Annotated in this window: 10 protein-coding genes; all 10 read right to left on the bottom strand. The window is 44.0% G+C overall.

Annotated elements, in window-relative coordinates:
- Positions 1–17: 17 nt before the first annotated feature.
- Positions 18–1994 (bottom strand): GxGYxYP domain-containing protein, encoded by a 1977-nt coding sequence (locus tag NBH01_RS22265; protein WP_225679456.1) that lies wholly within the window; start codon positions 1992–1994, stop codon positions 18–20.
- 38 nt (positions 1995–2032) lie between these two features.
- Complete coding sequence (locus NBH01_RS22260) at positions 2033–4300, bottom strand: GH92 family glycosyl hydrolase (RefSeq protein ID WP_225679458.1); 2268 nt, start codon at positions 4298–4300, stop codon at positions 2033–2035.
- Positions 4301–4331: 31 nt separating this feature from the next.
- Entirely contained in the window at positions 4332–6239 is a 1908-nt protein-coding gene (locus tag NBH01_RS22255; RefSeq protein ID WP_008764130.1) for a GxGYxYP domain-containing protein, read from the bottom strand.
- Between the two features lie 18 nt (positions 6240–6257).
- The gene (locus NBH01_RS22250) at positions 6258–6953 is read right to left on the bottom strand and encodes a DUF3823 domain-containing protein (RefSeq protein ID WP_008764129.1); all 696 of its coding nucleotides are present in this window, start codon (positions 6951–6953) and stop codon (positions 6258–6260) included.
- Between the two features lie 28 nt (positions 6954–6981).
- Complete coding sequence (locus NBH01_RS22245; protein WP_008764128.1) at positions 6982–8913, bottom strand: RagB/SusD family nutrient uptake outer membrane protein; 1932 nt, start codon at positions 8911–8913, stop codon at positions 6982–6984.
- Positions 8914–8924: 11 nt separating this feature from the next.
- Positions 8925–12056: a SusC/RagA family TonB-linked outer membrane protein gene (locus NBH01_RS22240; protein ID WP_250700311.1), complete on the bottom strand. Its 3132-nt coding sequence runs from the start codon at positions 12054–12056 to the stop codon at positions 8925–8927.
- Between the two features lie 468 nt (positions 12057–12524).
- Positions 12525–15092, bottom strand: coding sequence for a hypothetical protein (locus NBH01_RS22235; protein WP_225679461.1), 2568 nt, complete (start codon positions 15090–15092; stop codon positions 12525–12527).
- A 228-nt stretch (positions 15093–15320) separates the two neighbouring features.
- Positions 15321–16505, bottom strand: a complete 1185-nt coding sequence (locus NBH01_RS22230; RefSeq protein ID WP_008760779.1) for an OmpA family protein — start codon at positions 16503–16505, stop codon at positions 15321–15323.
- Between the two features lie 102 nt (positions 16506–16607).
- Entirely contained in the window at positions 16608–18530 is a 1923-nt protein-coding gene (gene mutL / locus NBH01_RS22225) for a DNA mismatch repair endonuclease MutL (protein ID WP_008760778.1), read from the bottom strand.
- Between the two features lie 14 nt (positions 18531–18544).
- A complete protein-coding gene (locus NBH01_RS22220; RefSeq protein ID WP_055298846.1) occupies positions 18545–18847 on the bottom strand; it encodes a hypothetical protein in 303 nt (100 codons plus the stop codon).
- Position 18848 lies beyond the last annotated feature (1 nt).

The raw sequence follows: 18848 nt of genomic DNA, 5'->3' as shown, positions 1-18848 counted from the left end.
ATTCGTTTATAATTCCTTTAATAAATACCGCCTTCTTCTATGTACTTCCTGATAGAAGCGGCCAAATCCATCGGGAGCATAAATTCATACGTATCCGGACAATCCTGTTCAACCCGTTCGAGTTCCTTGATCAGTCTCTCGTACACTACCACTTTATTTCCTTCAAATCCGTAATAGTTGGTCAACAGATAGACATGCCGGAATAAAGGACGCCGCGGGCTGGGAGATACAGACATCAGATCACGGTATACGTCTCCATTATTGCGGCACATAGTCCCCTGATCAATACGCACCACGCCATCTACCAATTTGTAAGATGAGCCTGTGGTATGTGTCCGGTTAGATCCGTCCATAATCGCATCGACAGCCTTGCTCTTCATGTATTGTTCGAAATACATCTGCTCGTCTGTATTCCAGAGATGCGCCGTGTGGAAACCGGCAGTGGATAACCACTTCTTGTTCATTTCCAGCCATTCCGCATATTTACCGCTCTGCGCATAATAATCACCATAGATAAACTGGAAACCGGAAGGCCCTGCCGTCAATTCATCGTTCGGAGTCATATTCTTATAGTAAAATTCAAGTAGCTTCGGATTCAATTCCTGTAAGCCTGCCGCCAAAGTCACTCCTACGGGAACTTCGCCTCTGCGCTTTCCTTCCTTGAATATCTGATAAAGAGAATTTGCATCAAACTGAATATTGTCTCCGTCACTCAGACTGATAGCGACATATATCTTACCCGGCTTCACTTCTCCGGCTATCCCTTTACGCTGCTGGAAGGCTTTGCTCGGGAAACTGCACCAGTAGCTGCCATTCGCATAATAGTCACTCACCACAAATCCCGCATTATGGATGTTGGTAATCTTGTTCAGTTCGTCGCCATTGGCATTCATTCCATAACCAAATACCGAAGAACCCACCGGATAAGATCCGCTATTGAAGATATTATCCATGATCTGTTTGTCATCTCCATTAGAGTCGTCCAACCAGAAAACAAAACCTTTAGAAGCAGCTACGTAATCGTACATTCTCCACGGATTATCTTTATAGTCACTCCGCAATCCACCGGAGAAGGTTAGCTTCGGATGGTATTTGCCGGCATAGTGCGCTATCGCCCAGCCATAAGCTTCTGCCTTTGACGACCATTGGTTACGTATATCCCTAACTTCCAGATTTCCTGTTCCCAGCTCGTCCTCTATAAACTTTCTCATGGATTCCGTAACCGGAATGCCTTTCTCCTGTGACGAAATCATCTGTGCCATGCTCCATGACCAAGGCTGATTCTCATCCCAGACTATCAGGCAGTTGAAGCGGTCCTTGTACATATTATATAATGCCGCAAAGCCTCTGTTGCGGGAAGTATTCGCCAAAGGCTGCATTTCATACTGCACTTCGGCATCATCCAGCTGTGTCAAATCCTGCTGTAACCAAATCAGATAAGTCAGTGCCTGTTCCTGGTTAATCACTCCCTGCATGACAGCGGTAGTCAGCTTCGATATATTTTCGTCATCACGAATATCGAACACATTCACTTTCGCCACCGGCTGATTCTTAAAGAACATACCACTTTGAGGAGTCGCATCACTATGATAATCCATCAAAGGATGCAGCTTTTGCGCCCAGTTCTTCACCAGACGGGCAGTCACTCCGGCAGACACCTCTCCGGTCGTTCTGACAACTTTCATTTCATATCGGTAAGACAACAGGCTATTGTCCGTAATCGCAAATTCCGCGCTCTGCACTCCTTTGGCAACCGTCTGCTGCTCATTAGTCTGTAAATCTTTTACCTGCACCTCCTTGATGTCTGTAATATAAGGATCAATCCAGGTGACCACTGCTTTTCCATTGATCTCCTCCACACGGGGAGTACGGACTTCATTTCCTCTTTCGGCCGTTGTGCCAAATTCATCGTCATCCTCGCTGCAACCGAACATCGAAAAGGAAAAGATAAATAAAAACGACCATAGACTGGTGAGTACAATCATCTTTTTCATTGTGTTATATTTTAGATTTTAATATTATTATTCTGACTTTATTCCGGCAAACTCTCTGAAGAAGGCGGCACGGCGTCCGAAGCTGTCCCCCACTTCCTATTGGGCTTATCTCCCATCTGCAAAACCAGACGTCCGCCATTTTGAATATCCGACTGGCTGAACCACGGCTTATTCCACGGCTTTCCATTCAAGGTAGCCGACTGGATGTACTTATGGTCCGGCGCATAATTCTCCGCTATGATCTCGAAAGAATGTCCGTCACCTACCTCCATCTTTGCGGATTGGAATACCGGACTGCCGATATTATAGGTTGGAGAACCGGGAGTTACCGGATAAAAGCCCATCATGGAGAATACCACAAATGCAGTCATTCCCCCTCCGTCTTCATCACCGGGGACACCCATCAAGTCATTACGGAACCACTGGTTCAGCAAAACGCGAATCCTTTTCTGTGTCATCCACGGCTGACCGGCATAGTTATACAAATAAGGAATATGCAGACAAGGCTCGTTCGCCATAGAGAACTGGCCGACATTACCGGTATGGTCCGGCAACTGATGATAGAAATCAAACTTGCTCCGTCCCAACGGTTCATTGAATGTCTGATTCAATCTCTCGATAAATGAAGCCTGTCCACCCATCAAGGCAATCAAATCCGCCGGATTGTGCTGCACATCCCAACGATAGATCCAACCGTTGTTTTCACCATAATAGCCACGTGCCCCCTGTCCTCCCGAATATCGATAGTCAAACGGTTCGATAAACTTTCCGTCCTTGTTCTTGGGATGAAAGAAACCCGTTTCCGCATTATAAACATTCCGGTACGTATAAGACATCCGCATAAACTTCTTATAGTCATCGGTCTTGTTTAATGTTCTGGCTATCTGTGCCAGACACCAATTATCGTAACAGTTACCCAACATAACCGCAACCGCTTGTCGTCTCTCGAACGAATGAACAGCCTTGCAAGTTTCTTCTTCGCCAGGATTCAGTGCAGGGAAAAATCCTTTTTCCTGATAGAACTTATCGAGCTCCGTCAACGGACATCTCAGCCAGGGCAACAACGTTTTCTCTGTAATCGCTCCTTTGCAGGCTTCATAAGCAGCCTCCAGATCAAAGTCTTTCAATCCTTTGCAATAAGCATCCCAGATAACTGCCACTGCATGATTGCCATTCATCCGGTGACTGTCTCCGGTCACCTCGGGGAAGGTAGGCATCCATCTTCTGTCCGACTGTTCTGCCATCCGTATATATGAACGAATCATATCGAGTTCCTTCTGCGGTTCTATCAAGATACGCAACGGATGTGTAGCCCGGTAAGTATCCCATATCCAGTCATCTGTATAAAAAGGTACTCCGCCATCTTCATGAATCTTGCCATCGAAAGCACTGTAATATTTCCCGTCCTCCGAAAGATTGATCATGCGTTCGTAGGTACGATAAAGGGAAGTGTAGAAGATTTCTTTTTCGTCTTCCGAACCGCCTTCTATCACAATCTTGCCCAATGTCTTGTTCCATATCCTGCGTCCGGCATCCGCCACCGCCTTTACATCATAGGTGGTGATGTCACGTTGCAGATTCTTCTTTGCCTGCTCGGCACTGATAAAGGAAATTCCGTAACGTAGATTCAGGTTCTTCTCGCTTCCATAATACAAAGCGATGGCACTGCCTTCCTTACTTTCCATATCAACTTTTCCATCTGCCAGTACCCCTTTGCGTAAAGGTAGTTGACTGGTTTCGAGATACAGATAGATTTTGGTAGGAGTGTTGTCAATAACCTGATAGCCACTGACTCCTTTTTCTTCAGCGACCAGCTTTCCGTTCTTCGTATTCACCACCAGAGCATTATCACCTTCCGTCCCAAAACTGATATGATAAATACCAGCCTGATGTGAAGGGGCATACTCAACCTGTATATCAGCCTCATCCAGGTATACGGAATAACTATAGGGGGTAATATTCTCCAAATCATAGGAGTAAGATACAATCGGTCGGGATACCTCTCCCTGCACCGGACTCAGGTTAAAAGCCGAGCTGCCTCTATGACTGGTCACCACGACCGGAAGGCCGTTTACCCTGTCCGATGTATAGTCTCCCCTTTCCGGATAGACCCTGAGCATCGAGTTCGGCAGATGTACGGTTGGGTAAGTAGGCACCAGCAGATGGCTGATATTGCCGATATATGGATTTACATAATCGACAAAGTCTTTCGTGGGCGTCTGATCCGTATGGGTACACGAAAAAAACGCCATCGCCATCAAACAGGAGCCGACTGTTCTTTTTATATTCAATCTGTTCATCATCATTCTATATGAATATGTCTGTTCATTAATCAGGTTAGTTCATCGTTATCTTTCCGGCAGCAGCATCCGGATGCTGCTTCAGATAGATACGATAGAGTTCAAAAAATGTCGGTGCATCCAGCAATTCAATATTCGTATGCCGCTGTTTCAACTCATCACAAATCCCTTTATACCAGGAAGGTGACTTCAATATGGCTCTGAACCAATGGAAAGGAACCGGACGTTTCTCCACTCTTTCCACAATCACATCCGTTGCCCTGCGGTAATCATGATCTACAATATCATAATCTGCCCGGATCACCGGCATATCATTGTGCAGCAATGTCAAAGGCATCTTCTGCGGAACTATTCCATTCGGACTGAACGATGCGTAACAGTCCAATCCGTCTGAATCCAGTCCGGGGGCTTCGCCGTCAATCACAAATCCTGTAATGGTCAATCCCCACTTCTGATAATATTTGCTGCAATGCTTTGCCCATGCACTCAATCCGCTTTTCAATCCGGACACCGAGCGAGGCTCTTGCAACATACCCGGCATTAAATATCCGGCACCATTGTCAGCAGCGGCAAAATAATCATTCGGAGTAGCCGTCACCCGATAATTATGCATCACCATCGGAACGCGTTCTGCAAGTACAGGACTGACAGACCACATCAAAGGCACTTCTCCCCGGCTAGGTTCGTCCCACAGGAAAGGGGTAGTCTGAGCAATCCAGGAGGAGGAATCATAATCGCCTACATAGAAGAGGATAAAGTTCCGTCCCTGAAAGTTGATTGTTCCGTCACGGTTCAGATAGCCTCTGTCCATCAGTTCCTGATGTGTCACCCACTTTTGGGGATACTTTTCCTGAAGAGGAAAATGTTGCCAGAAGGAGGAGTTAGCCAATGCTCCCAGTCCGATGGCATCGGCATCCTTAAAGGCATTATAAGCACTGATAATACGGGAAAATTCCCACTCGGTAGCTACATCTTCATGCTTTCCTCCAGCATGCTGCGTATATTTATAAATCCAGCTCGGGAAACCTCCGATATAGCAGAATTTCTCTCCTTTATTTTGCTTATAGGCTTCTTGCAGAAAAGTTTTCAGTATCTGCAAGTCCAGTCCTTCTTCTTGTGTCGGATCATCCGTTGCCGGCTCGTCTCCCCAAGGAGAAAGGTCAAAGAAAAAAGCTTTCTTGCTGACAAAAAAGTCATGATTGGTCAATTGGTGATGGTTCGTTACCGTCCGGGTAGGATCGGTACGCCAGAACTGGTCGATGTAATAAGCGGCGTACTCCGTATTGCATAACCCTTTCTTCAGGTATTTCTCTATAAACCATACATAGGGATCGATTTTCAGAGATCCTGTCGAAGGTTGACCGGTTCCGGCAATCCTTCCTTTGCCCGTGAAAAGAGAAGAACCATCTTTGTTCACCAGCCAGCATTTCACAGCCAGCTTCGGTCCTTGCAGTACCAAACGGGTATAGAGACTATTGGGAGATATGTCATAGCGCACAGCTATCAGATTCTCGATTCCTGCCACAGATGAAGCAATATTACTGGTAGATGCTACTTTTGAGTCATAAACAACCACTCCGCGTATTTCTTTTCTGAAAACGGTCACGACATCCGACAGTTCCGTGTAAGCTATCGTATCACGTCCCGCCAGCCACTGTCCTGCCTGACGGTATTTATTCCACCAATAATCATCGACATTCTCTCCCTGCCCGTTCTTGACATAGCGAATGTACAATCTCGGACTATTCCGATTCACAATGCCTTGCAAGGTAGCTGTCGTATGCATAATGTCCCATAGTTGCTCCGCCTTCTCCTGTTCTTTCAGATCAAGTTCATTGAGCGTTCTCAAATCCAGTATCCGGACCGGATCACGAGATTCTGCCAACAATATCTCTGAACAAAAGACAGAGACCGCAAGGAATACCAACTGTAAATACTTTCTCATGGCTTTTCCGTTTTTATGCTAAATATCCAACTGTACAGATGCCGAATAATTGTACTTTGTCTCACTTCCGTGAGACTGTGCACCGATCCGGAAATAATAACTCTTGCCCGGAACCAGCGTGGAAGTGTAGTCTTCCAGATTGATAGACAATTCGAAAGCCTCACCATCAGTAATGGAACGGTTTAGTTCTTCTGTCCGGTTGACAATATTCAGTTTGTTGGATACATCGATGTGAGAGTGTGCAAACAACGAAATACGATAGACCTCGTTACTGGTCACCTGCTCCAGTTTGAATTTCGCCACTACCTTTCTTCCGATCACAGATATTTCCGGTTCAATGATCCGCAGATAAGGATTCACTTCGAAGACCTGATAATTCTTTCCCGGCTTTATTTTCATATCCAGAGTATCCAAAGGAACGTAGTTCCCACGATTCAGGATGATTTTATAGTCACCGGAGAAAATCATACCGTTATAAAACGTTCCGTCTTTTTTAACGACCATATTCTGAACAGGAGGATTATCTCCCCACCCCTGTTCGATGAAATAAACGCGGGAACCGTCCGATATCTCCTGTTGAATGAGTTCTCCGGTCTTCCGGTCTCTCAGTTCGCCGGCAAAGATTGCATCCGGCCCTTCGAGATTATCTTTTTCACAAGAGTAAAACATACTGCCTGCTACTACAACGCATAATAAAAATAGAAGCTTTTTCATATCTAATCTATATTTTAGAATATACTAATTAAGGATTCTGTACCAGACCATTAGCCCCCGTACCCGGAATACTCTTATAATACCAGCTATAATCAAAGGTCTTTGATTCAATGCCCAACGGATTGACACGTACAAATACATAATGCGCAGGATTTGTCCGCAGGTCAAGGAAAGGTACAAGTCCCTTTCTCACCCGGTTTTCAAATTCCTTATGGAAAGTTCTCCAGCGCGACAAATCCCATCTGCGTTTGTTTTCAAATGCCAGCTCGACAAAACGTTCTTTGCGAACATTCGCCTGAGTCAATGCAATGTCATCTTTGTGAGCCGCTCTTTTGCGGACCGCATTCAAAGCGTCTTGTGCAGCCTGTTTTTCAGCAGAAGTAGAGGTTGTCTTTTCGATAACAGCTTCTGCATAGTTGAGAAGAATTTCCCCATAACGGAAATCGATCCAAGGCTGTGTACCTTTACTCCATGCCTGCTCAACCGGACTTTCTATCTGCAAGAACTTCTTAAACAGGAATCCGCTGCGGGTATAATGTCCCAAAGTCGGATCGAATCCTGAATATTCCGTGCTTTTCTCCGCTCCGTAAGTATAATAGATCAGACCATCCTGTCCCTTCTCCGAAGCCTGAGTCCTATAATGATAACCGGAACCGTCAGCTTTCACCAGACCACCCTGGATAATGATCTTCGTACTTCCGAAGTTCTGTCCCGGGAATAACACCATGGCACTCAAACGGGCATCACGACCGGCAAATGCCTGGTAAGGTTTATCTATCGGGAAAGACAGGTATCGGGTGGATAAGTTAAATCCATTATAATCACTTTCATTTCCATCCACACGAGTGCTGATCGGCTTGGGTGTTCCGGTTCCGTCATCCGTATAATCTTCGAAAGAGTCGACAAAATCCAGTGTCGGATTCATACGACCGGGATAGAGATTCGGGTCGAGGATCATCTGACGGGGGCTGAACCAGACATCATAGTTATGTGCCAGAATGGTATTTGCAGCATAGGCCTTCATGAAGATAGGCTCTTTCAATCCGTCCAGACATTGGAAAGGTTGTTCAAATAACTTTTGATAGTTGGTTGTCGCTTCTTCCGGAGTAGCGGGGGAAGGTTTGTAAAGACCGAACTTACCACTATTCATGATTTCCTGTGAAGCTGATATACATTCATCATAATAATGATCAGCCGATATAACTTCTATACCTACCAGCTTCTGGTCAACAGCCGGACCAGAGAAAGAGACATAAGGCTGATGAGTAAACTTGGCAACGGAAGCTGCATACAGAGCTGCTCTTGACTTCAGTGCCAATGCTACCCATTTGTTCGCTCTCAGCACATCATTTTCATTCGCATCTCCAAAAAGCGATACTGCCTGGTCACATTCTTCCAAGACAAAGTCCCAAGTATCTTTCTCCGTATTTCTGGGGACACGCAGTTCTTCGATATTACCGTTATACTCCTGCGGTTCTTTAATGATAGGTACCCCACCGTATCTTTTGGCTAAGGCAAAATAGGTATAAGCTCTCAGGAAATGAGTTTCCGCATTGATCTCATTCTTTTGCTGTTCGGTAATACTGGTCAATGTAGGAATAGTAACCAACAGACTGTTTAAATCACGAATGAGTTTATAACCGTCTTCCCAATAATCGAACCACTCTTCTCCAAAGTCATTGTACTCCGGATGGATAGCCTCATCACAGAAATGAGCAGCCATAAAACCGGCATTATTCACATCCGTACCGACTCCCACATTGAAGCCGCGATTCGGTGAATAGGTAAAATCTTCGATAGGCAAACGACCGTACAGATTGGCCATATGTGCCTGTACTCCTTCCGGAGTAGAGAACAATTCATCCGCCGGAATTTTATTCTTCGGATCGATATCAAGCAAATCGCTACATCCGCCCAGCAGGAACATAGCTCCCAATAATAAATAACTATATATTTTCATAATCATCTTCTTTAAAAGTTCAAGGTCAATCCAAAGTTAAAGCTCTTATTCAGAGGATAATTCAAGCCGGCACTATAGTCTCCTTCAATCTTTTCCGGATCGAATGCCTTTACAAACGGGTCACAGACAGTAAACAGGTTATTTCCGTTCGCATAGATTCTTAAACTACCGATACCCAGTTTATGCATCAGTCGGGGACTGAAGGTGTAGCCGATCTCAATTGTTTTCAGTCTCAGATAAGAAGCGTTCTTACGCCATATCTGCGAATCCCTCGTATAGAACGATCCCATGTCCTGCTCCAGACGGATGGCCGGCCATTCTCCCGGTATCCATTCACTGTTCGCATCATACGGGTCGGACAGATGCCAACGGTCGTAGAAGTATTCGGGGGTATTGCCACCCTTGAAACAGAGCATCTTTGCGTATACCTCGTCAAACTGCACCGTGTACAGGGCAGAACCTTGAAAAAGAGCATAGAAGTCGAAGTTCTTCCAGGATGCTTCCACATTGAAACCATAGTGAATCAACGGGCTGCCGGACCAGAATAAAGGGGTCTTGTCCAGATCATTCACCACTCCGTCACCGTTTACGTCTTTCAGGATGTAGTCACCGGGAAGTTCCTTGGAATTTCCGTTATCCCCATTCTGAATCGGATATGTATTAATCTCGTCAAAGTTCTGGAAACGTCCGTCCGTCTGATACCCCCAGATAAAATCTCCCCAGCGGTTGGATGACTGGTTTCTCCATCTTTCCATACTGCTCTTGTAAGGACCGCTCTCTATATAACGGCGTTGGGTACGCGCCAAGTTAAAGTTACCGGATACACTGTAGTGGAAATCACCGATTTTGTTGGTATGAGTCAATGTAAATTCAATACCCCTCGTACGGTCGCCGTTCAGGTTTTCCTGTGGCAACTTGGAACCGAACGTATTGGGAAGAGAACCGTAACGGTCGGCCAACAGGCCGCTGCGGTCACGCTGATAAATATCAAACTCTACTGTGATCAGCCGGTTAAAGATTGAAAAGTCAATACCAATATTATACATATTCACTTTAATCCAGGTCAGATTCTTATTGATCATCACAGGAGAAGCTACTCCATTGGTATAATTTCCCTGGCTGAATACATATCCGCCACTGTTCAACGTGTAACCGGAGAAGTATTGGAACGGATCACCGGCATCTTGCCCCGAACGACCGGCAGAGAAACGAAGTTTCAGATTATCGACAAACTTGAAGTTGTCTTTGATAAAGCTCTCTTCCGAAATCCTCCATCCTACGGAAGCGGACGGAAAGAATGCCCATCTGCTGCCCGGAGCATATCGATAAGAACCGTCGTATCTGCAAGCAAGCTCTGCCAGATATTTGCCTTTATAATCATAGGTCAGACGCCCGATATGAGAAAGATAAGCCTGGTGTTCCGAGGAACCGGATACTTTCTGGTCAGATTCGCGTGCATTGTCCAGTTCACCGATTGTGAAAAAGTCAAACTTGCGCTCACCATTCATCCAGTTTGCTTTCTCTTCGCGTCTTTCGAAGACATAAGTAGCTCCGATGGTATGGTTGCCGAACGTTCTGTTATAGTTTGTCTGGAACTGCATATCCACCCGTTCCGATTCTCTGCGATTATCCTGGAGTAAAGCCGGATAGTTGGCATCTGCCGCCGTATACTCGCCCGTATATTCGCCATAGGTATATGTCTTAAAACCTTTCCGCGTTGCCTTATATCCGTAGTTATTGTAATCGTAGATAAAAGTACCTTTCACCTTCAGCCCCTTTACATAAGGAATATTATACTCTAATGCAAACTGTGTCTGCAAGTTCTTATTCCGCTCTTTAGCGCTTCCGGTATAATCGGCATCGATCATAGCCGCCGGATTAGGGACATAAGAGAAGTTATTATAATAATCCGGATTGTCATTGGCATAGATAGAAGTAGTAGGCGGATTTACACGCGTACTCTTAAATATATCATAGAAAGGAAACCAGGGACGGTTGGTGGTATCATAACGTCCGCCAAGATTGATACTGGCTGTCAGGTCTTTGGTAATCTTCAGACTGACATTGGAACGGAATGTATATTTATCATAAGTCAATGCGTTATTCTTCAACAAGCTGTTATCGGTGGCATAACCGAAACTACCGTAATAACTTACTTTGTCGGTACCACCTTCCAGGGACAGAGTCGTCTGGAACTGTGTGGCGTGCTTATTGAAAACGGCATCATACAAGTCTACACTCTCATAACCGGGAGCACCTTGCTGCCATTTGGTCAATTCGTCCTTTGTGATATAAGCCGGTCTGCCTGCATTGATTTCCGCCTCATTTCGCATGGTCATATATTGTCCGGCGTTGGCCATCTCCGGCACATTGGTAGGAGAAGTAATGCCGACATTGGCGTTCAACGTAATACGCGGTTTGCCTGTAGCCCCTTTCTTGGTGGTAACAATCACGGCACCATTCGCCGAATTCATACCATAGATAGAGGCAGTAGCATCTTTCAGAAAAGATATGCTTTCAATATCTTCCGGATTCAACCGTTGAAATTCGCTGGAACCGTCTCTCACCACTCCGTCAATCACAAACAAAGGAGTTCCGAAGCCACGGACATTGATATTGGAACTGAACTTACCCGGCTCTCCATTCTCCTGTCTGATCCGCAGACCGGCTACCTTTCCTTGAATAGCCTGTGCCAAACTAGGTGCCTTGGTCTTTACGATATCATCTACTTTCAGGTTTCCGATAGCTCCTGTCAGACTTTCCTTTTTCTGAATGCCATATCCGACAACAACTACATCGCCCAATGCTACCACATTCTCCTCAAGGACTACCGTTACGAAGTTTTTATTCACCACTTTCACTCTCTTCGGATTATAGCCGACATATCCTATCTCCAGTTCAGCTCCCACAGGAACCTGAATAGTAAACTTACCATCCATATCCGAAATAGTCCCCGTACCCGTTTTCAGAACTTTCACTGAGGCTCCGATAATGGCTTCTCCTTTATTGTCTGTCACCTGCCCGGAAATTTTCAGGTTTTCCTGCGCCATAACAGAATCCAAAGAAAGGATGCTCCCCATTATCAAATAAAGGAACCTTAAAAAAACTCTTTGCAAATGATCTTTGCTCTTTCCTGTTTTCATAATTTATAGATTAACATTAATTGATTCAAACCGTTTTCATCTCAAGAAAACTTTCTCTGACAAGTAAGTCCAAGCAGTAGTTAAGAAGTGTCGTTTTTCATATTTCCATCATTTTATAAGGTTATAGTTCGATCCGCTCAAGTCATCAGAAACATAGTGGAGGATATCCCGTCCGTTTCTGAAGCAAATATAGAATTCCAGTCCTTAATGCCATATTAATTTTAGATTAATAGCGATAAAGAATTTCATTCTTTTCGCATAAGTATCTAGTTATCAATAATGTTTTCATGATAAAAAAAAACAATTATTATTTGATGGTATAATGAGTGCCTTACTCCGCAAGGATTTATTTCGGGTACCGATGAGACCTATTTCCGGCACCGATGAGGACAGGCTCCGCCACCGATGAGGAACTATCTCTCCACCGACCAACAGGAAGCACCGGAAAATTATTAATAGAGGATTAATTTAGAGTGAATTTATAATATCATCGTAAGAGAAATCAGGCTTGGCATTCAGCAAACGTTCATATTCAATACAGAACTTATCGAAACTTTGCTTGGACAAACCTTTCTGCCCCATCTGATACAAGACTCTGCATTTAGTGCGGATAGCGTCTTCGTCTATATTATCAACAAGCAGAATTACATCTGATATTTTCAGCAAAAGCCTGGAATCTTCTTTTATATCGGGACGGTTGACCACAGAAAGCAGTATTTCCGTCAACAGAACGTAGTAGGCTGACTTATATTCGTCAATCCATTCGGCACTGACGTTAGGGAGCAATGCGCCGGCACTCGCCAGGGATATGATTTTATTGATTATCTTTTTATCCGTAATGGTATCTTTATCTTTTATCTGATCCAGCAATCTCATCACTTCCTGATAATCGCAGGTCACGTCTTTCCCCAGATTCAGATACCAATAGCCGTTCTTATTGGCAATATTGATATCTCCGATTTTCTCAATGATCAGCCTTAGCTTTCTGATATTCACGTTTCTGTTATTCGATGCACTGGACTTACTCATATCGAACCAGAAAGTTTCATCCAGGCATTGAGAAGTCGTTCCCTTTCCGTTCTTGATGGTATTCAGCAGTAAAAACAAGAATAATTGCTTAAGAGTAGGCGTAAAATCTCCCGTGATGTTATCACCTTGCTTATCAAATATCTGGAATCCGCCCAGTAATAAAACCAAAGATACTTTTTGTTCAGTCGGTTCTTCTTCGACCAATCTGTCTTTTACTTCTTCCGTAGCAACCGGACCGACTGACACATTCACTTTTCTCTTTCTCTTACTATGCAATAACCATATACTTCCTCCTATCAGGCACAGTAGTCCTGCCAAAATACCGGATATCAATATCACCGGCTTCATTCCGCCAGTCTGATGAGGCAAAATACCTTCCTTGGACAAAGGTGGAAATGCCAGTTTATAAAATTCGACTTTAGATATTCCAGGCTCCTTTTCCTGCAACACCACAGCATAAATAGAAGATGTCTCTCTATGCAAAAACATATCACAATAAGAATGAATATCGAGGAAGTTATAAACAATGGAATCACTCATCACTTCCTGAACCGGTTGTCTGGTCTGTATATCAAACCGGCTCAAATAAACAAAAGTATTATATCGGTCATTATTATATGTCAAAGCATATACACTATTCGACGGTGTATCGACAATCATTGAATTACCGAAAGTAAAGTGCTGCCTGTCATTCACAAACTCCCATAACTTAGCGCATTTACCTGTTTTCAAATTCAACCGGTAAAGATCATAAAAGTTTCCTGGAGATTCTTCCTGCTTACCCGACTGATTGCCATAACCACCCATGATCAATAAGTAGTCCTCATTCTCCGCCCCCATCGCACTTAAATAGCGGGGAAACAGACAGGAATCAAGGGAACTGATCGACCACCCCTGCGGATCAGACAGGTTTATTCTGCTCAACTGTGAATTATAGCGGTGATTACCATAGCCACCAAAAACAATCAGTTCATCTCTTTTCTGATTGATAATACGATTATGATGCTGGCGGGTATCAATCATTACCGGAGTTTCTAATGTCCAGCATTTCCGGTCAAACTCATAGACATTCAAATCGTTGAAATCCGGTGTATAAGACAAGAGCCTGTTTCGTTTGGCATCAAAAATAATCTGGCTGGAAGCTCCTATATAAGGATGTCCTTTATAAGCAATCGAATCAATACGATTCGCCTTCACATCGTAAACAAATAACTGACCGCCTCCTGCTATGAAAAAACGTCCCGACACATCGTCATAAGCCACCTGCGGATTAATATGGTGCACATTCAACGAAGCTAATGCCGCCCATTTAGTATGTTTATCTATCTCCCAGACGCCATTACGTACAAAAGCCTGTTTATTTCTGACACTATCGTAAGTCACATCTTTATCATGAGCAGCCAATTCCCATTTATAAAGCAGTTTACCTTGAATATCAGCAAGTTCTATATTACGAATGGTCATAGGAGGTACATCTGTAGAGAAGAAACGGGTATGCTTGCTGCCTCCGAAATAGATCTTGATATCCTTAAAGTTGCTCAGGGAATGATTGATTTCCGCCTGGATACCGTCTGCAGCAATATGAATCCGGTCTTTGGTAAATTGCAGATCGACGTGTATCCATCTGTCTGCTACAATCTTTGCCGAATCTGCAATCTCCGTATTCTTGATCACCCGGTCTTTGTCAGTCAATACAATATTAAATCGGGAATAAAGCAGGTAGGAGATAAAATCAAAGCAGGAAGAATCATCTGCTATGACCCGTACAACATAACCATAAGTATACAGTTCATTTCTCAACTTTATATCGAATCCCACCGAGAAACCGTCCTCGGGAAAAGACAAAGAAGCCGCAGGAGTAAGATCCAGATTGGTCCGCTGATCCTGATTGGTAGAATGAGCCAGAAACGTAAGACCATAATCATAGACACTATTATCTATAACATTACTCTTGCATACCCATATATGCAATAAAAAGACTAAAGATAGAAGGTATCTACATTTCATAGTAACAATCATAAAAACCGGAATCCTTGTTCAAAAGTAAGAAACTTATGTCTAAGACCAATGCATTTGATTGCAATATTCGCAAAAAATTATAGGATATGCAAATCATTGGAAACAAAAAGACTCGCCCATGTAAAGTATCCGAGGGATATCTTTACCTGAGCAAGTCTTTCCTTTCATAAATACGGCCCACTTAACAGCCGTATCTATATTACAATATCAAATGTATTATTGAGCTGATTCTACCAATACCACACGATTCAGAATCGGTTGACCGAACTTGTCGACACCACCACCTGCTGCAACAGACAGTCTGTCTGCAGAGATGCCATATTTCTTAACCAACAGGTCCTTTACAGCTTGTGCACGTTCCAGACTTAACTTCTGGTTGATAGAAGGAGTACCGGTTGCAGAGTCTGCATATCCGTTGATTGTATAGGTCATGTTCGGGAATTCTTTCATCTTGCTGGCAAGATATGACAAGTTCATTTCTTCTTGTGGAGACAATTTGTCTGAACCGATCTTGAAGAATACAGTACGCGGTGCAATGTTGGCATCTGTTACAACGACTTCTTCAGCTTCTTCCACTACAGGCTGCTGTGCATTGGCTAACTGTTGCTGCAACTGCATATTTGCGGCTGCCATAGCATTCATCTGATCACGCATCTGTCTCAATTCCAGTTCGGAGATAATCTGTGGAACAGGACGTTGGAATCCACGGGTCGGGAAGTAATAAGTCACACCGAGAGTAGCACCTAAGATACCATCATAATCGGGTTTGCCACCGTGTTCACCATCAAATTTACCTTCCAGCCCTGTTGCACTCAGTTCAAGGTTCAAATCTACAGCGTTTGACAAACGGAAACGGTTGATAATACCTGCATTGAAGGTAGCAGCGTTTGTATGAGGCTTAGAATAAGAATGAGCCCAACCGGCACCGATATACGGAATAATCTCATATACGCGATCCGGATTGTAACCACCGAAAAGTGCATTCAGATTAATCAGCAAGTCGCCATGAAGATTCATATAGTCCCATCTCTGTTTGTAGGAGCCATCTTCTCTCGGGCCACCGACTACATAATTTGCAGATTCATTGGTGGTGAATCCTTTGGATTGCAGTCCGCTATATTGCATACGTAACCCGAAACCGGGTGTTACCCATTTACCAACTGACACATTCAATGTCGGAGCAATACGATCTCTGAATTTTCCGATATGGTCGTTATTACCAAATAATACCTGTGCACCGCCTCCTACAGAGAAGAACCAGTTGCTCCAGAATGGGTTAGTTATTACTTGATGTTTATCTTGTACCTGAATAACCTCGTATTCAGTTACAGTCACGGTTTGCTGCGCAGAAGCGACAGACGCAACGCCGGCAAAAGCCAGCAACATTAGAATCTTTTTCATATACCTAATAGTTAAGTGGTTATTATAATCTTTTCTTTGTTGAACTATTTAAATAACACGAACTGAACTAAAAGGTTTTAAGAAATGATGATTTTATTTGTTTTATTTGAATAATTTCTCGATGTCCTCTTCCTTGATTGTTGTCAAGACTGTTTTGCCATCCGGAGTGTAATTTGGTGAAGGACAGGCAAAAAGACTGTCTACAAGACTTACCATTTCCTCATTACTCAATACCTGACCATATACAATAGCCGCCGCACGTGCGAGTGTTAAAGCTAAGATATTCTGGATTTCCTCCTTCACATCATTCCCTTTTTCCATAGCTGTATGTAGCATATTCCGTACCAACTCAACCGGATTCAATCCTTCTATCCCCGAAGGAATGCCATTGATAGCATAACTACCGCCACCCAAATCACTCAGATCGAAACCTACCGCCGACAAATCATCCATGATTCCTTGCAGGACAGCCGCTTCTGAAGCAGGCAGCTGTAATATCTCGGGGAAAAGCACTCCCTGCGAAACACCTTGTTTTTGTTTTATCTGCACCATATACCGATCAAAAAGTACGCGGATATGCGCACGATGCTGGTCGATCAACATCAATCCGGATTTCACCGAAGTCAGAATAAAACGACCTTTGAACTGCAAATGCAGATTCCCTTTCTCAATCACCGATTCATTGGCATATAAAGTAGAGGAGGCCGATGAGAAAGTGGAGGAAGCGGCAGATACCGCCGAAATAGTTTTCTCTTCAGCAACCATCGGTTCTTCCTCGAAAGGAGAATTTTCCCAATCCATTTCCGGTTCCTGCTGAGGCTCATTCATCTTACTTGCCTTGGTCAATCCACCATACAGTCCTTCCCATTCCACCTTCGGACGGCTATATGATCCGCCGCCACTTCCACCGGAAGATACTTTGAACGGATTGAAATCCGAATTATAATGAATCTTCGGAGGTGCAGGAGGCAGATTCTGCTCAAATGCAGGAATATCCGGCATATCTTCCGTATCGAAATCAATGGAAGGAATGGCGCTGAACTTGCCCAACGACTCCTTTACTGATGCCGAAAGTATTTGCCAGATAGCCTGTTCATTCTCAAACTTGATTTCTGTCTTAGTGGGATGAATATTCACATCGATATTAGCCGGATCCACTTCAAAATAAATAAAGTAAGAAACTTGCTCGCCAACGGGAATCAACTGTTCATAAGCCTCCATCACTGCCTTATGAAAATAAGGATGGCGCATATAACGCCCGTTGACAAAGAAATATTGGTGAGCACCTTTCTTACGGGCAGTTTCCGGCTTCGCTATGTAGCCTGAGATTTTCACCATCGTAGTATTCACCTCTATATTCAGCAACTGTTGATTCAGCTTCTTGCCGAAGATAGCAAGAATACGTTGCCGCAAAGGAGATACAGGCAGATTAAACAGTTCGGAATCATTGCTGTAAAGCGAAAAGGCTACTTCGGGATGAACCAAAGCAATACGTTCAAACTCTGCCAGAATATTACTTAGTTCTGTTGAATTAGCTTTCAGGAACTTGCGACGGGCGGGCACGTTGAAGAACAGATTCTTCACAGAGAAGTTACTTCCCTTGGAACAGGAAACAGCTTCCTGACTTTCGACTTTGGAGCCTGCAATCACCAGTTTTGTTCCCAGTTCTTCCGATTCCAACCGTGTTTTCAGTTCAACCTGCGCCACAGCTGCAATGGAAGCCAGTGCTTCTCCACGAAACCCCATCGTACGCAAAGCAAACAAATCCGCTGCTTCCCGAATCTTAGAAGTCGCATGGCGTTCAAAGGAAAGTCGCGCGTCCGTTTCGGACATTCCCTTTCCATCGTCTATAATCTGGATGCAGGTCTTACCGGCATCCGTAACTAACACATGTATATTTTGAGCATCTGCATCGATCGCATTCTCCACTAGCTCTTTAATAACAGATGCCGGACGTTGTATCACTTCACCGGCAGCAATCTGATTAGCTACCGAATCAGGCAACAAATGAATTATATCGCTCATAGTTTATTTAGTAGTTAAAATGACCAGCTTCCCGTCGCTAAATAATGCCACAAATATAAAAGGAAAGCTATGATAATCAATATGGTTCCAAAAGATACAGGCTTACGGCCACTTGCCTTTCTGCGCTTCAGGTGCGTCGTACCTTCGACAAACTTACCACGGATATCTTCGGGACTGAATTCTTTATCCGGAAGCATTCCCAACTCGCGTTTCGCCTTCTCCTCCATCTTCTCAAGCTTTTCTTTCCGCTCGTTTACGTAAATGTATTGATGATTAAAGCCTCGAGGTTTTCTCATCGAATTGAAAAACATTCCCATA

The sequence above is a fragment of the Bacteroides sp. B1-V-101 genome, from assembly GCF_023656585.1.
Classification (GTDB): Bacteria; Bacteroidota; Bacteroidia; order Bacteroidales; family Bacteroidaceae; genus Bacteroides; species Bacteroides thetaiotaomicron.
The sequence above is the reverse complement of the archived record's forward strand: the minus strand, read 5'-3'. Positions and strand labels throughout refer to the sequence as shown.

What these genes read in the sequence shown, in the direction of transcription:
- NBH01_RS22240 (WP_250700311.1), bottom strand. Translation starts at nt 12,056, where the DNA reads ATGAAAACAGGAAAGAGCAAAGATCATTTGCAAAGAGTTTTTTTAAGG.
- NBH01_RS22230 (WP_008760779.1), bottom strand. Translation starts at nt 16,505, where the DNA reads ATGAAAAAGATTCTAATGTTGCTGGCTTTTGCCGGCGTTGCGTCTGTC.
- NBH01_RS22245 (WP_008764128.1), bottom strand. Translation starts at nt 8,913, where the DNA reads ATGAAAATATATAGTTATTTATTATTGGGAGCTATGTTCCTGCTGGGC.
- NBH01_RS22250 (WP_008764129.1), bottom strand. Translation starts at nt 6,953, where the DNA reads ATGAAAAAGCTTCTATTTTTATTATGCGTTGTAGTAGCAGGCAGTATG.
- NBH01_RS22260 (WP_225679458.1), bottom strand. Translation starts at nt 4,300, where the DNA reads ATGATGATGAACAGATTGAATATAAAAAGAACAGTCGGCTCCTGTTTG.
- NBH01_RS22235 (WP_225679461.1), bottom strand. Translation starts at nt 15,092, where the DNA reads ATGAAATGTAGATACCTTCTATCTTTAGTCTTTTTATTGCATATATGG.
- NBH01_RS22265 (WP_225679456.1), bottom strand. Translation starts at nt 1,994, where the DNA reads ATGAAAAAGATGATTGTACTCACCAGTCTATGGTCGTTTTTATTTATC.
- mutL (WP_008760778.1), bottom strand. Translation starts at nt 18,530, where the DNA reads ATGAGCGATATAATTCATTTGTTGCCTGATTCGGTAGCTAATCAGATT.
- NBH01_RS22220 (WP_055298846.1), bottom strand. Translation starts at nt 18,847, where the DNA reads ATGGGAATGTTTTTCAATTCGATGAGAAAACCTCGAGGCTTTAATCAT.
- NBH01_RS22255 (WP_008764130.1), bottom strand. Translation starts at nt 6,239, where the DNA reads ATGAGAAAGTATTTACAGTTGGTATTCCTTGCGGTCTCTGTCTTTTGT.